Annotated in this window: 12 protein-coding genes and 1 pseudogene; 9 read left to right on the top strand and 4 right to left on the bottom strand. The window is 34.9% G+C overall.

What is annotated here, in order from left to right; translation table 11 throughout:
- Positions 1 to 295 precede the first annotated feature (295 nt).
- From ACICPZ_RS01975 to surE, 3 genes are all read left to right on the top strand, one after another.
- Positions 296 to 1855, top strand: a complete 1560-nt coding sequence (locus ACICPZ_RS01975; RefSeq protein WP_264373684.1) for a proton-conducting transporter membrane subunit — start codon at positions 296 to 298, stop codon at positions 1853 to 1855.
- Entirely contained in the window at positions 1840 to 3183 is a 1344-nt protein-coding gene (gene ffh, locus ACICPZ_RS01970; RefSeq protein WP_095742798.1) for a signal recognition particle protein, read from the top strand. The genes ACICPZ_RS01975 and ffh overlap by 16 nt, the downstream gene beginning before the upstream one ends.
- A gap of 1197 nt (positions 3184 to 4380) precedes the next feature.
- Positions 4381 to 5133, top strand: a complete 753-nt coding sequence (gene surE, locus ACICPZ_RS01965; protein ID WP_010081939.1) for a 5'/3'-nucleotidase SurE — start codon at positions 4381 to 4383, stop codon at positions 5131 to 5133.
- Between the two features lie 20 nt (positions 5134 to 5153).
- Here surE and hisS read toward each other — a convergent pair whose 3' ends face one another.
- Positions 5154 to 6380, bottom strand: a complete 1227-nt coding sequence (gene hisS, locus ACICPZ_RS01960) for a histidine--tRNA ligase (RefSeq protein ID WP_010963026.1) — start codon at positions 6378 to 6380, stop codon at positions 5154 to 5156.
- Positions 6377 to 6940 carry a NifU family protein gene (locus tag ACICPZ_RS01955; RefSeq protein WP_022626407.1) on the bottom strand — a complete coding sequence of 188 codons (564 nt, stop codon included), beginning with the start codon at positions 6938 to 6940 and terminating at the stop codon, positions 6377 to 6379. Before ACICPZ_RS01955 ends, hisS begins: the two co-directional genes overlap by 4 nt.
- A gap of 169 nt (positions 6941 to 7109) precedes the next feature.
- On the opposite strand from ACICPZ_RS01955, the gene ACICPZ_RS01950 reads away from it, so the two are divergent.
- Complete coding sequence (locus tag ACICPZ_RS01950) at positions 7110 to 7361, top strand: J domain-containing protein (RefSeq protein ID WP_223823149.1); 252 nt, start codon at positions 7110 to 7112, stop codon at positions 7359 to 7361.
- A 19-nt stretch (positions 7362 to 7380) separates the two neighbouring features.
- Here ACICPZ_RS01950 and ACICPZ_RS01945 read toward each other — a convergent pair whose 3' ends face one another.
- On the bottom strand, positions 7381 to 8910 hold the full coding sequence (locus ACICPZ_RS01945; protein ID WP_223823148.1) for an N-acetylmuramoyl-L-alanine amidase: 1530 nt from the start codon (positions 8908 to 8910) through the stop codon (positions 7381 to 7383).
- A gap of 68 nt (positions 8911 to 8978) precedes the next feature.
- Between ACICPZ_RS01945 and ACICPZ_RS01940 the strand changes: the two genes are divergently transcribed.
- The 5 genes and pseudogenes from ACICPZ_RS01940 to truA all read left to right on the top strand — a co-directional run bounded on the left by ACICPZ_RS01940 (position 8979) and on the right by truA (position 12826).
- Positions 8979 to 9149 carry a J domain-containing protein gene (locus tag ACICPZ_RS01940; RefSeq protein WP_010082675.1) on the top strand — a complete coding sequence of 57 codons (171 nt, stop codon included), beginning with the start codon at positions 8979 to 8981 and terminating at the stop codon, positions 9147 to 9149.
- Positions 9150 to 9253: 104 nt separating this feature from the next.
- Positions 9254 to 10483 carry a cytochrome b gene (locus ACICPZ_RS01935; RefSeq protein WP_006280242.1) on the top strand — a complete coding sequence of 410 codons (1230 nt, stop codon included), beginning with the start codon at positions 9254 to 9256 and terminating at the stop codon, positions 10481 to 10483.
- A gap of 368 nt (positions 10484 to 10851) precedes the next feature.
- Positions 10852 to 11610: a cytochrome c1 gene (locus ACICPZ_RS01930; RefSeq protein WP_264374039.1), complete on the top strand. Its 759-nt coding sequence runs from the start codon at positions 10852 to 10854 to the stop codon at positions 11608 to 11610.
- Positions 11611 to 11894: 284 nt separating this feature from the next.
- Positions 11895 to 12017 (top strand): annotated as a pseudogene (locus ACICPZ_RS01925) (IS630 transposase-related protein); the annotation flags it as partial.
- Positions 12018 to 12088: 71 nt separating this feature from the next.
- Positions 12089 to 12826: a tRNA pseudouridine(38-40) synthase TruA gene (gene truA / locus ACICPZ_RS01920; RefSeq protein WP_010963021.1), complete on the top strand. Its 738-nt coding sequence runs from the start codon at positions 12089 to 12091 to the stop codon at positions 12824 to 12826.
- A gap of 79 nt (positions 12827 to 12905) precedes the next feature.
- Here truA and dnaN read toward each other — a convergent pair whose 3' ends face one another.
- Positions 12906 to 14063 carry a DNA polymerase III subunit beta gene (dnaN, locus tag ACICPZ_RS01915; protein WP_038199350.1) on the bottom strand — a complete coding sequence of 386 codons (1158 nt, stop codon included), beginning with the start codon at positions 14061 to 14063 and terminating at the stop codon, positions 12906 to 12908.
- Between the last annotated feature and the right edge of the window lie 97 nt (positions 14064 to 14160).

The following is a 14160-nucleotide window of genomic DNA, read 5'->3' as shown; positions in this document are numbered from 1 at the left end:
ATTAAAGTGATGCCAAATTTTATTTCAAAAAGTAAATAATTTACTAACGCTCGTGCACAAATTAAAAATAAATTATGCACGAGTGTAGCGTTATGAATTAGGAGTGCTATATTAAAGCTTACCTCACTATTAAAGCTATCGGTCAGATTAGATTAAAAACCTAATCTGACCGGTTTCTCTATAACCCTCTAAACTCTGATATAATTATATGATAATTAGTTTAATTAGTGGTTAATATGCAAATTGATTTTATTCATATATTGAGATAGCATAAACCATATTGGTTTTAATTATTGTGCAACTTTATAAATCGTCACTGTTACTTCTACTGACTGTATTAATAGTTATAGTCCTAAAATTACCTGAAAATTTGAGCATTGCAGTAAATTGGTCTCTCCCAATTCTAGATTTTGATTTATCTTTTCGTACCATACTAATATCTTTTTTATCAGTTGCATTTTTAGCTGTTCTACCAGCACAAAATTTGACTTTTTCAGAGATGCTATCTTTTGCTGCTTACACTATTAGTTCACTTTATGCAGTTTTATCTGAACATATGATATTGGTTATAATATTCTGTGAATTAATGACCATCAGTGCATTTTTTATTATCGCAGCTAGCTGTAGAGATAGTGGACCTGCAATAAGGTACGCTTGTGTACACTTTTTCGTTGGAGTTATATTAATAGCAGGATTGGCACTTCAAAGCACTAACCTGATAATTTTGGGTTTATTGATAAACTGCGCTTGTTTTCCTTTTTCATTTTGGGTTGTTGATGCATATCCTGCTGCATCGCTACATGGCACCACATATCTCTCTTTATTTACCACTAAAGTCTCTTTTTTAGTGATGCTTTTACACACTTATAACCTATGGCAAGATTGTACTGAAATATTAGCGCTTGTAGGCGCCATCACTTCAATTTACAGCATTATATTTGCTTCTCTTGAGCAAAATATTCGCAGATTTTTATGCTATAACGTTGTAGGACAAATGGGCTTGCTGATTATTGCAGGAAGTTTGCTCAGTCCTTCGGAAAAAGCAATACCAATTTTGATACTGCATATAATCTTCTCTCTTGTTTATCAATCATTATTGTTTGTGGTCAGTAATTCGATTATTTCACAAACAAAAACAATTAGTTTTAATGGAGTGGGTAAACTGATGTCAGTGGAAGGCATGTGTGCTATAATCGCAATACTTACAATGGCTGCATTTCCTGGAACCGTTGGATTTATCAGTAAATCATATATCACAGCTGAAATTGAAATGAACACTGTTGCCTTAAAAGGGTATAAAAATTTATATAAGCTTCTAAATTTGCTGCTTCATTTAAGCGTGGGGCTAAAGTTTCTTTATTACTTATTTATTGCAAAAAGTAAGTCAAAACCTTTAGCAGAGAGAGGAGGCAAAATGACTATGATTATTTTAGCATTTATATGCGTAATCGCTGGCAATCCTTACTTACCTATTTACAATAAACCTTCGATTTTCGATTTTGTGTACAACACAAAAAATATTTGGTCGCAATTTAATTTATTACTATGTACCACTTTATTGTTTATTCCTTTACGCAAGTTATTTTACCCGAGAGTAAATTTTAAAATGGATGTTGATTGGATTTTTAGAGCTTTCATACCCTATATTATCTTGCTGTTCAATCAGTTAGTCTCTAAAACTAGAGAAATGTTTGCCAGCGTAGTGCAAAACTTGACTAATCCACTTGTTGGTTTATACTTTAATAATATTACTAAACTTAAAGAAGTGCTGAGTTATAACTCAGTGAGTTTTGTTTCAGCTTCTTCTCTCTTTTTAATGAGTATTCTACTAATGCTATTATGTTTAAATCGTTAACTGAAAGTTTAAATTCTGTATTTAGTAAACTGAGAGGAAAGTCAATCATTTCTGAAGATGATTTTAATCTTGCCATGCGTGAAATACGCATAGCCTTAATTGAAGCTGACGTTTCACTTGAAGTTGCAAAAAAATTCATCAACGACATTAAAGATAAAGTGATTGGGGAAAAAGTCATAAAAAGTGTTTCTCCAGCACAAATGATAATTAAAATTGTACAGGATAATTTAGTTGCAGTTCTCGGATCAGAGAAAAGTGACTTAAATCTAGCAGTTAAACCCCCTGCTGTGATTATGATGGTGGGCTTACAAGGTGCAGGTAAAACAACTACCTCAGGAAAGCTTGCTTTAAAACTAAAAAAGCAAAAGAAAAAAGTGATGCTTGCCTCTTTAGACATTTATAGGCCTGCTGCCCAGAAACAACTTGAAGTGCTAGGTAAACAAATAGATGTGCAAACTTTACCTGTAGTAATAGATGAGAAGCCCATTACAATTACAAAAAGGGCAATAGCAATAGCAAAGAACGATAATTATGATGTATTAATACTAGACACTGCAGGCAGGCTTCATATTGACAATAATATGATGAATGAGTTGAAAGCCGTAAAGGAAATAGCTTCACCTGCAGAAGTTATTTTAGTAGCCGACGCAATGATAGGCCAGGATGCGGTCAACATTGCCAAATCATTCAATGAGGTAATAGGTGTAACCGGCATTATTCTCACCCGTGTTGATGGTGATGCACGTGGTGGTGCTGCTCTTTCTATGAAAATGATCGCCGATTGTCCAATTAAATTTATTGCTTGTGGTGAAAAATTAAGTGACCTCGATGATTTTTATCCCGATAGAATTGCAAAAAGGATACTTAGCATGGGTGATGTTGTCTCATTGGTTGAAAAAGCTGCTGAGATTGTTGGTCAGGAAGAAATTGATAAGTTACAAAAGAAAGTAAAAAAAGGTAAATTCGACCTAAACGACCTAGTGGGAATGTTAAAAACTCTGAGTAAAATGGATGGCATTAGCAACATAATGAAATTCATTCCTAGTTCATTTACAAAAAAGCTAAGTAGCAGTGTGCCAGATGACAATAAAGTGAAAAAATATATAGCCATCATAAACTCAATGACTGAAAAAGAAAGGCAAAATCCAGATATTTTAAATGGCAAAAGAAGACTTAGAATTTCTAAGGGGTCCGGAACAACTGTAACTGACATTAATCTTCTAATTAAGCAGTATAATCAAATGAGCTCTATGGTAAATAAGTTCAGTAAAGTTGACCATAGTAAACTCAAAGAATCTGATTTGATGGATATGCTAAGCAGAAAGTAAGTCAGCAGGTAGTGGAATGAGACAAATCATCAGTAAACCTTTAGCTATATCAAAAGCGGCTTAGGTCTCGCAAAAAAATTTACAGCTTCTTGCTAGCCAAGAAATTTATTATTAATTTTAAGAAATACTATAGCTGACCCAAGCAACACGTCATACCGCCGCGGTATCTCTAGATCCCGCTAACACGTAGCGGGATGACGAGGCTTACCTTATCGGATTGTTTCAACACGTCATACCGCGATTCATTCGCGGTATCTCAGCCGCTAACAAGCAGCGGGATGACGAGCTTATCGTCACGCCGCCACGAACCGTCATACCGCCGCGAACCGTCATACCGCGATTCATTCGCGGTATCTCAAAGCATAGATCCCGCTAACACGTAGCGGGATGACGAGGTCATGCCACCGCGCGAACCGTCATACCGTCACGGTATCTCTAGATCCCGCTAACACGTAGCGGGATGACGAATTACTTAACCATCATCTACACCGTCATACCGCGATTCATTCGCGGTATCTCAAAGCATAGATCCCGCTAACACGTAGCGGGATGACGGTTGTTGTTTAGCTATAAATATTAAGAAATTTACCAAACGAAAAAAAAGGCAAAAGAAGCCCTGGGGTTATTATCCGCTTTAAAATATTGGCGTTTTTTATGTTTTAAACGCTTGACAAGCAAGATTTAGCTGCTTTTAATTGCAACTAACCTACGCTGCAAATGTTTAAGAAATTTACTAAGCAGAAAAAAAGACAAAGAACCCCCGAGTTAGCTAGTCTTTTACTATCTCTGTCGAGTATTGGCATTTTTTGATGTCTTGTAACGCTTTATAAGCGCGTTCAGCTTATTTAGATAAAAATCTAGATGTAGATGAAGTTTTGTAAAGACATACAGTATCTATATACTGCAAAAAATTGAACATAAGACGCCGATACATTAAGTAATCCTTACCTTTTAATCTGCAGATTGGCGAAAGCAAATACAATAGCTTCACTATCATGATAAGGGCGCTGGCGGAGTTTGTCAAGTAAGTTTTTTCGTTTCTATTGTAATGACAGTTATGGCCTGTGCAAGAAATCTATTGATTTACAGCAGGTTCTTTGTTACAGTCCACAGTTATGCAAAGAAACTTAAAGCCTCATGAGTTTATTTACAGCCAGTGGTTTACATAATTTGGAGCTGTATAGCTGAGTATTGTATATGATAATATTGATAACAAACGATGATGGCTTTGGAAGTGAAGGAATAAAATTACTCAAAGAGGTTGCACGGAATTTTGCGTCAGAAATATGGATAGTGGCACCAGATACTGATAGAAGCGGAGCTGCAAGATCTCTTGATTATCCAGTGAAACAATCTATTGGAATAAAACAACATAGTGAAAGGGAATTTAGTGTGTCTGGTACTCCTGCAGATTGTGTCATTATTGCGCTAAATAAAGTTATGAATAAAAAACCAGACTTAATATTGTCCGGAGTAAATATTGGATCAAATGTCGGGGACGATATTTGTTATTCAGGAACAATTGGTGCTGTAATGGAAGGTGCTGCAAGGTCTATACCTTCTATTGCGCTAAGCCAAGTTTATCATGATAAAATAGACTGGCACAATACAAAGGTTTTTGCACCAAAGGTTATTGCCAAGCTAGTTAAGGTTGGTTGGCCTAAAAACATAGTGATGAGTGTAAATTTTCCTGCTACGGAAAAAGTAAAAGGAGTAGAATTTGCTGAACAAGGTGAATATAACATTGATGGGGATTTAACTTTTACTGAAAATTCGAATGGCTCTTTTAGCTTAAATTGGTCTCGAGAGCACTCAGGCAGTGGTAGTATAAATAAAATAAAAGAAGGATTTATTACTATTACACCGGTAAAATTAGATTTTACAGATTATGATACTTTGAATACTATGAAAAATTCTTGTGCAGACGAATTTTCTTCTATAGCTGACTGAGAAAAACATTTGCATTGCTCCTAATAGATATTTTCTATTGTGTTATCGCGAGCAATTATTTTTTCTTCACCTGTATCCATGTTTTTAATCTTTAAAGTTTTACTACTCAATTCTTCATCGCCAAAGATTAAAGCAGCTTTAGCATTTGCTTGATTTGCTTTTTTCATTCGGGTTCTGAGCGTTCCGCTATATTCATAGATTACATATAAACCATTTCTGCGCAATTCATTTGCAAGTGTTAAAGCATGTTTTTCAGCCTCTCTACCGATTGGAATTAGGTAAATAGGTCGCTCTTCTTTCGGAGAATAATTGATTAACTCCATTATGCGCTCAATACCCCCTGCAAATCCTATTGCTGGAGTGTGTTTTCCACCTACTGAAGATACTAAATTATCGTATCTTCCACCGGCAAAAACTGCCCCTTGTGCACCTAAATCCTCTGTAACAAACTCAAACACTGTGTGGCAATAATAATCCAAACCTCGAACTAGTTTATTGTTTACGGTATAAGGTATATCAAGAATTGTTAATCCATTTAGTATTTGTTCAAAGAAATCTGAGGACTCTTTCGTATAATAATTGCTGATTTTAGGCGCATCAGAAATTATTGATTTATCTTTCTCATCCTTGGAATCCAGTATTCTGAGTGGATTTTTGATCAACCTATTTTTGCTATCTTCTGATAGATCATTTTGATACTTTGTAAAGTATAAGATCAAAGCTTCTCTATATTTAGTTATTGTTTCACCATCACCTAAAGAGTTGATTTCCAGCTTTACATTTTTATTGATGCCAAATTCAGTTAGTAAGTGCTGAGCGAGTGATATCAATTCAATATCAGCTTTTGGATCTTCTATGCCAAAAACCTCAAAATTTATCTGATGAAATTGCCTTTGTCTTCCCTTTTGCGGTCTTTCATAGCGAAATGCAGGTCCTGTTGAGAATAATTTTATCGGTGTTTGCAGTTTTTTTTCAATGAGTAGCCTGACAATCGCTGCAGTGAACTCAGGACGTAAAGTTATGCTCTTTCCCCCTTTATCATTGAAGCTATACATCTCTTTAGTGATGATGTCTGAGCTATCACCTAAGGTTTTTGTAAAAACCTCCGTGCACTCAAATATTGGAGTTTGGGCGGGCAAAAAGCCGTATAAACTTGAGATTCTGTTTGCTGTTTGCTCTATGTATTTAAACTTGTACCATTCATCAAACAGGAGATCTTTTGTTCCTCTAACCGTTTGATTAGTCATAGTGTGGTCTCTATACCTGCAATCTCTGGTATGTGGTAGCTCAGCATATTTTGCACTCCTTGCTTTAAAGTAATTGCAGCACTTGGGCATCCAGAGCAAGCTCCTTGCAACTCAACATAAACTATTCCATCTTTATAGCCACGAAATTTGATATCGCCACCATCTTGAGCAACTGCAGGTTTGATATGACTTTCCATCAATTCTTTTATTCTATTTACAATTTCTATATCATTTTTATCAAAAAATTCTTCATCTGGATCATTCACTTCTTCTTTATCTAGTGCTTTTCCACCAGAAGTAAAGTGATTCATGATTGTAGTTAAAACTTCTACTTTTAATATATCCCAATTAATTCCATCCAATTTTGTTACTGAAATAAAATCATGACCGAAAAATACTCTTACCACATGCTCTATTTGAAAAAGATTTGCTGCTAGTTTAGAATTTTTTATCTCATTCGCATTTGAAAAATCAGCAGTTTCTCCTTCGTTTAAAATTTCAAATCCAGGAAGGAATTTTAGCGTATTTGGGTTTGGTGTTTCTTCAATCTGGATGAACATGTTATTTACCATGACAATTATAATTGTTACTATTTAATCATAAAATGATAAAAAAATATACATGTCATTCATCTTTTTTCTTTTTTTAGTATTCATAGTAATTACATTTGTCTTGCCTAGCGTTGTTATATTTTTTCTTTTCCTGACAAAAAAAAATAATATGAGTTTCATGATGAACTCTATATTGAGTAAGTTTTTGAACGAATTTAGTAGCAGTAGAAGTTATACTGAAAATTACACTGGTGATAACATGTCCAAGGATGAAGCATTAAAGATACTGGGGCTGAATCCTGAGGCAAGTCAAAATGAAATCAATAAAGCATATCAAAATTTAATGAAATTAGTTCACCCAGATAAGGGAGGCTCGGAATATTTTGCGCAAAAGCTAAATGCGGCACGTGATAAATTGTTAAAAAAGTGATCTTAAAAAAAGTTTTCGTTTAACGAATTTCTTCCTTTGCTTTTTCTAAATACTCCAATATTGCTTCATGTAGTGCAGTCCATGTTATCTGTTCTTCCAGGGAAGGTATAAATTCTTGTCTCCAAGCATTCTTAAACTCCTGAAACCACTGTTTTTCAAAACCCTGAAATTCTAAAGAAATATCTACTTTAAAGCTATCAATTAAACTGGAAACTTCTGCAGCTTTAGAGCTATCTAGTGATTTTAAAGATAACACTCCACTCTTTAAAATCTCTAACTCTTCCAATACATTAAGCTTAAATGGTTTATAGAGTGAAGACCATATGCGATATCTTAAATAAGAATCATAGTATAACTTAATTTTGTACATTAAAGTGGTAGATGCATCAGGAGAAATGTTATTCTCATATTGTGCAAGAGAAGATAATAAATTCTCATAATCTACTTTGCTTAAACATGGTTGTAGAGTCGATTTAATTTTTTCACTAAAGGTTAGATAACTAGAAGAAATGCCATGACTATATTCACTAAAGAATTCAGGAAATATATCTGCTTGTTCTAGTTTAAGAGGTAGATCTTTTCTAATTTCTCTTGGTAAATTATGTATTGAAAACTGATAAATAACCCATACAAAATTCTCATCAAACTCATCTGAGTAATCAGCATTATTATCAGGAAAAATTACATTACCTTTCTTATCATTCCAAGGTTCTATCTTATAGAAAAATCTGTTCAGCCTTTGTTTTAATTTCAAAATACCTTCATTTCTATCACCTGCTTTATACAATGTTTTGCCCATTTTGTGTTTAGCATCTTTAGGGTTTATTCTGTCACTTATGTGCAATCCAATTTCATTTTTCTCTAATAACTCCCAATCAAACAATTTGTGTGGATCTGGTTTACGCATTGTATAGCCAAGCTCTGGATCATACACTATAGTTCCTATTTCAGAATGACTAAATATCATATCCCTTTTAATTTTAAAACGCTCCATAAGGTATAAAATCAGCTCTTTAACAGATCTCATTTGCTCTTCCGGAAAAGGCTCAAGTCCTGTGTTTACAATTTCAATACCTACAGAATAGTTGTTAAGCTTCCGTAACTCTTCAAGCTTACTATCTACCTTAACTCTTGCATAACTAATACCAGCATGCCATGCTTCTTTCTCTAATGGAACCATTAAGGTGATGCTGCCATCCCTATCGACAATAAAATGAACTGACAATCCTCTAGCATTCAGCGTATCTTTTGTACCTTTTAGTGTTGATGTTTCAGTATGGTGAACTATAACCATTAACACTTTTTTACCTGCCCTATCACCATAATTTAAAGCTGAAGCTGGATCTAAAAATAACAAATCCTGATCTTTCAATAATGGTAATTTTTCTTGTAAATCTTGAAAATCATTCTCGATATTGCTTGAACTGGATACTTGCCCAGATATGAGAAATGCTGAGACAGTAATCAGTAAAACTAATAAATATTTGTTGACTTTAGATAGTTGGATTTTCATACCATCTTCATAAACACTTTGTAGATAATTTTTCATTATATAGTTAGAATAGGGTTGTTGAATAAATTTACAAGACAAAATCATACTAGTCTGGTAGTAGTAACATGTTCAGAGATGGAGCATTTAAAGTGCTAGGAATAGATTCTGGAGCGAACCAAAATGAAATCAATAAAGCATATCAAAATTTAATGAAATTAGTTCACCCAGATAAAGGAGGCTCGGAATATTTTGCACAAAAATTAAACGCAGCACGTGACAGGTTGCTGAAGAGGTAATTAATATTGCTTTAAAGTTTTTATTTGTGCGTAAAGGATAAGTTGCTACAATAAAAAAATAAGATAAAAGTAGCAATGGACATGTGTTCAGAAAGGTTTAAGTTATGCAGGAAGATAACAAAAAAGAAACAATAAAAGAAGAAAAAGGCATATTAGGATGGATAGAATATAGATTGCCTATATTTTCTTTTCTAAGACACACTGCTTCTTACCAAGTGCCAAAAAACTTAAATTATGCTTGGAACTTTGGCTCTTTGGCTGGTATAGCGCTGATTTTACAAATAATAACAGGTATATTTCTTGCTATGCACTACACTCCGCATGTTGATTATGCGTTTAATAGTGTAGAGCGCATAATGCGAGATGTGAATTACGGGTGGTTAATACGCTACACTCACGCTGTTGGAGCATCGCTCTTCTTTATGGTAGTCTATGTTCATATAATGCGTGGATTATATTACGGATCTTATAAAAGACCGAGAGAGATGGTGTGGTTTATTGGAATATTTATATTTTTTGCAATGATGGCAACTGCCTTTATGGGATATGTATTGCCTTGGGGACAAATGAGTTTCTGGGGTGCAACAGTTATAACCAACTTATTTTCTGCTATACCTTTAATTGGCAATAAAATAGTTATATGGTTATGGGGTGGTTTTTCAGTGGATAACCCAACACTTAACCGTTTTTTCGCTCTGCATTATCTTCTGCCTTTTGTTATTATTGCTTTAGCTATGCTTCATGTGATAGCTCTGCATAGGTTTGGCTCTGGTAACCCAAGTGGAGTGGAGGTAAAATCAGATAAGGATACCATCCCTCTCTATCCTTATTATATAGTCAAGGATTGCATAACTTTTGGTCTGTTTTTTGTAGTTTTGTTCGCATTTGTTTTCTATGCTCCCAATTATCTTGGGCATCCAGACAATTATATAGAAGCTGATTCTATGGTCACTCCGGTACATATAGTGCCAGAGTGGTATTTTTTACCTTTTTATGCAATGCTACGTTCAATTCCAGATAAACTTACTGGTGTGCTTACCATGTTTGCGTCTATTTTAGTGTGGTTTTTGTTACCTTGGCTTGATAAATCAAAAGTTAAAAGTGGTGCTTATCGCCCGGTGTTTAAGAAATTTTTTTGGGTTTTTGCAATAAATTTTGTACTTCTTGCCTGGCTTGGAGGACAAGAGGTAAAAGAGCCTTACATCACTATGAGTAGGCTATCTACTCTTTATTACTTTGCATACTTTGTGATAGTTTTACCACTGCTTAGTAAGTATGAAAAGCCAAAAGAACCACCAAAAACCTTAAGTGATTCTGTGCCGGAGATGAGGTGATGTCAATTCAAAGCAGATCTCTTACAAAATTCTCTGTCATCCCAGAGCTCTCTTCTGTCATCCCAGAGCCCTCTTTTGTCATCCCAGTGCTTGACACTGGGATCCAGAAAAAAAATAAATGGATTCCAGCATCATGTACACAATTGTATGAACGTTGTATACAACACACAGTGTCATTCCACTATCTTCCGTTGTCATCCCAGTGCTTGACACTGGGATCCAGGTATAAAAATACTTACAAATCATGCAATGGACAACAGATTCTAGGAGTGCATGATAACCATAATGTCAGTGATGAAATAAGCTGGATTCCAGTGTCAGCTACTTGCATGACATCAATTCGAAATTTACTAAAACAGTGGTTATGCATGGGATCTAATGTATTTGCAATCTTCTGCATGTTATTTCTATCTAGTCTTATATCTGCAGAAGAATTTAAATCATCACCAAATAAGAAAATAGACTGGAAATTTGATGGAATTGTCGGATCTTTCGATAGAGAGTCAATTCAGCGTGGCTATAAAGTGTATAAAGAAGTCTGTGCTGCTTGTCATTCAATGAATAGGGTAGCATTTCGTAATTTGCAAGATGTCGGTTTTTCTGAAGAAGATGTAAAACAAATAGCAGCTTCTTATCAAGTTAAAGATGGTCCGAATGATTTGGGTGAAATATTTGACAGACCTGGAGTACCTTCGGATTATTTTATTGCGCCTTTTGATACAAAAGAAGCAGCTGCAGCAAGCAACAATGGTGCAGTCCCACCAGACTTATCATTAATTATTAAAGCAAGGCATGATGGTGCAAATTATGTCTATTCATTGTTAACAGGCTATCAAAACGGCGAACACGATGAAAATGATTTATATTTTAATTCGTATTTTCCAACAGGCAGATTAGCTATGGCGCCACCACTTTCTGAAGGAATGGTGGAATATGATGGTGCAAGGCAAGCCACAGTTGAAAATATGGCGTATGATGTGATAAATTTTTTACAATGGGCAGCAGAGCCAGAATTAGAGCGCCGGCATAAACTTGGATTAAAAGTAGTGGCGTATTTTATAATTTTAACAGTGTTTTTTGTATTAACTAACAACAAAGTTTGGAGCAAGCTCTATAAAAAGAAGTGATAGTCAATTTTGCCTCAAGCACAATGGTTGTCATCCAAGTAGCTAACACTGGTTCCTTTATGACGGTGTCATCCGAGTAGCTGACACTGGGATGGCTTTGTCGCATCGTACCTTATACGGTAATAATTTACGATAAATTCATGTAGCCATTTCGAATTTAGCCATACCAATGTCAGTAAATTTATTAAGCAAACAGCACTTAATGAGCAGTTCTTTTTCACGATTTATAGCTCTTTTCATAGAAGTCCGGATGTGATAAGGATAGATAATGATAAGGAGGTTGAATGCCAGCAGCATATAGTTATGATTTAAGAAAAAAAGCAATGGAGGCGCTAGACGAAGGAGAAAGCAGAGAAGCAGTGGCAGCAAGATTTAAGATTGGACGAACTACTTTATGGGAGTGGCAGCACTGTAGGCTTGACCATAAATTATGTTAAGATAGAAAATGACTATTTTAGATAGAGCTTGATGTAATGCAGTGCGATACAAAATAACGGTAGAATATAATGGTAGTAATTTCTCTGGTTGGCAAAAACAGCAACACTCTGCTAACTCAATCCAGGAGAAGATAGAAAATGCTATATTTAATTTTAGTGGTGAGAAAGTTACTTTGTACTGTGGTGGCAGGACTGATGCAGGAGTTCATGCTTTAGGACAAGTTGCTCATTTTGATATGGAAAAGGAATTTGAGCTTTATAGAATAAGGAATGCAATAAACTATCATTTAAAATCAATTCCTATAGTCGTGCTTAATGCAGAAGTTGTAGATGATGCGTTTCACGCACGGTTTTCAGCAAAAAAAAGATATTACGAATATAGAATAGTTAATCGCTATGCTCCTGCCGCTCTGGAGACGGGTTATGTATGGCAAGTGTTTAGCCCACTTGATGTAAATATTATGCGTGAAGCTGCTAAACATCTACTTGGAAAACATGACCTTTCAAGTTTCCGTTCAAAAGATTGTCAAGCCGCAAATCCGATAAGAACAATTGATGATATCGATATAATACAAAATGGGAATCATATACACATCAAAATATCTGCTATTTCCTTTTTACATAACCAAGTGAGGATTATTGTGGGTACTTTAGTTGAATTTGGAAAAAATAGAACCAATCCGCAAGAAATGCTAAATATATTAAACCAATGCAAAAGAAGTGCCGCTGGAGTTACTGCACCACCTTTTGGCTTATATTTGGTAAAGATAGATTACTAATTTAATAAAAGCTAGTGAAATAAGTGCCATACCGCCACGGTATCTCCAGATTCCGCTAACAAGCAGCGAGATGACGAGTTTAAGTTCTCATTGGCATTACTACATATAATGCACTTGAATCGTCTTCATCAGTGATAATTGTAGCACTATTACCATCGGCTAAGCTAAACTTACATTTATTTTTTATGCAGGATAGAACATCAAGTAAATAACGCGAGTTGAACCCTATTTCTATAGGGGCTTCATTGTAGTCCACTTCTATGGATTCAGTTGCATCACTGCACTCTTGGGAGTTTGAATGCAGAGTTAGCAGCTTTTCTTGTAGTGAGAATTTAATAGATTTTACTTTATCAGATACAACAACGGAAACTCGATCTATAACGTCTGAAAGTTTTTTACTTTCAATAATCATATGCTTATCTTGAGATGCTGGAATAACTGCTTTATAATTTGGAAAAGTTCCATCTATTAATTTTGATATTAGAATATATTCACCGCATGTAAACTTGATTTTTCTGTCTGAGAGTTTTACTTTAATTTCATTACAATCGTCCAATATTTTTAACAGCTCCATAACAGTTTTACGTGGAATGATCACACCAAATTCGCCATTGATGTTCCCAGGCTTTGGCCTCTTTATACATGATAAACGATGGCCATCAGTTGCAACGCAGTACAGAAATTGCTCATCTGTATGTAGATATATTCCATTTAAATTATACCTTGTATCATCTAGTGATACAGCAAATTTTGTTTTAGTTAATAAGTCTATCAGGTCTGTATTTAGTAGAGTAAAATCATGTTTATAATTGTCTTCTTCAAGAGCAGGAAAGCTGCTTGAAACTACATTCGGTAAAGAAAAGTTTGCATTTCCGCAAGACATCAATAATTTTCCTTGGTTGTTTACTTCAAAATTGACATCCAAATCAGCGGGTAACTTCTTCACTATGTCATGTAAAGTATGCGCTGAAATTTTTACTTCTCCTTCTGTTAATACGGTTGCAGCAAGTGAGGCAAACATTGAAATGTCAAGATCAGTTGCCATTAATTTTATGCTGCCGTGTTGTGCTTTGATATTTATACACGCCAAAACATCTATTGCATTACGCCTTTCAACCACTCCACTTACTCTGGATAATGTATTTAAAAGACTTGTGCGGCTCACGCTAAAACGCATCTGCTCGCACACAGAATTTTGCTTTTTGATTTCTGTATCTACACCTGCAACCTCTGACATTGCTAACTCTCAAAAATATATTTTAAATGATATCCACATCCCATATAAAGTAAAGTGCTATTTATATTTCCATTGAAAGAGTAGTCTAGTTTATACT

The sequence above is a fragment of the Wolbachia endosymbiont (group A) of Melitta haemorrhoidalis genome, from assembly GCF_964273365.1.
Lineage (GTDB): Bacteria > Pseudomonadota > Alphaproteobacteria > Rickettsiales > Anaplasmataceae > Wolbachia > Wolbachia pipientis.
The sequence above is the reverse complement of the archived record's forward strand: the minus strand, read 5'-3'. Positions and strand labels throughout refer to the sequence as shown.

What these genes read in the sequence shown, in the direction of transcription:
- ffh (WP_095742798.1), top strand. Translation starts at nt 1,840, where the DNA reads ATGTTTAAATCGTTAACTGAAAGTTTAAATTCTGTATTTAGTAAACTG.
- surE (WP_010081939.1), top strand. Translation starts at nt 4,381, where the DNA reads ATGATAATATTGATAACAAACGATGATGGCTTTGGAAGTGAAGGAATA.
- hisS (WP_010963026.1), bottom strand. Translation starts at nt 6,380, where the DNA reads ATGACTAATCAAACGGTTAGAGGAACAAAAGATCTCCTGTTTGATGAA.
- ACICPZ_RS01955 (WP_022626407.1), bottom strand. Translation starts at nt 6,940, where the DNA reads ATGTTCATCCAGATTGAAGAAACACCAAACCCAAATACGCTAAAATTC.
- ACICPZ_RS01950 (WP_223823149.1), top strand. Translation starts at nt 7,110, where the DNA reads ATGATGAACTCTATATTGAGTAAGTTTTTGAACGAATTTAGTAGCAGT.
- ACICPZ_RS01945 (WP_223823148.1), bottom strand. Translation starts at nt 8,910, where the DNA reads ATGAAAAATTATCTACAAAGTGTTTATGAAGATGGTATGAAAATCCAA.
- ACICPZ_RS01940 (WP_010082675.1), top strand. Translation starts at nt 8,979, where the DNA reads ATGTTCAGAGATGGAGCATTTAAAGTGCTAGGAATAGATTCTGGAGCG.
- ACICPZ_RS01935 (WP_006280242.1), top strand. Translation starts at nt 9,254, where the DNA reads ATGCAGGAAGATAACAAAAAAGAAACAATAAAAGAAGAAAAAGGCATA.
- ACICPZ_RS01930 (WP_264374039.1), top strand. Translation starts at nt 10,852, where the DNA reads ATGGGATCTAATGTATTTGCAATCTTCTGCATGTTATTTCTATCTAGT.
- dnaN (WP_038199350.1), bottom strand. Translation starts at nt 14,063, where the DNA reads ATGTCAGAGGTTGCAGGTGTAGATACAGAAATCAAAAAGCAAAATTCT.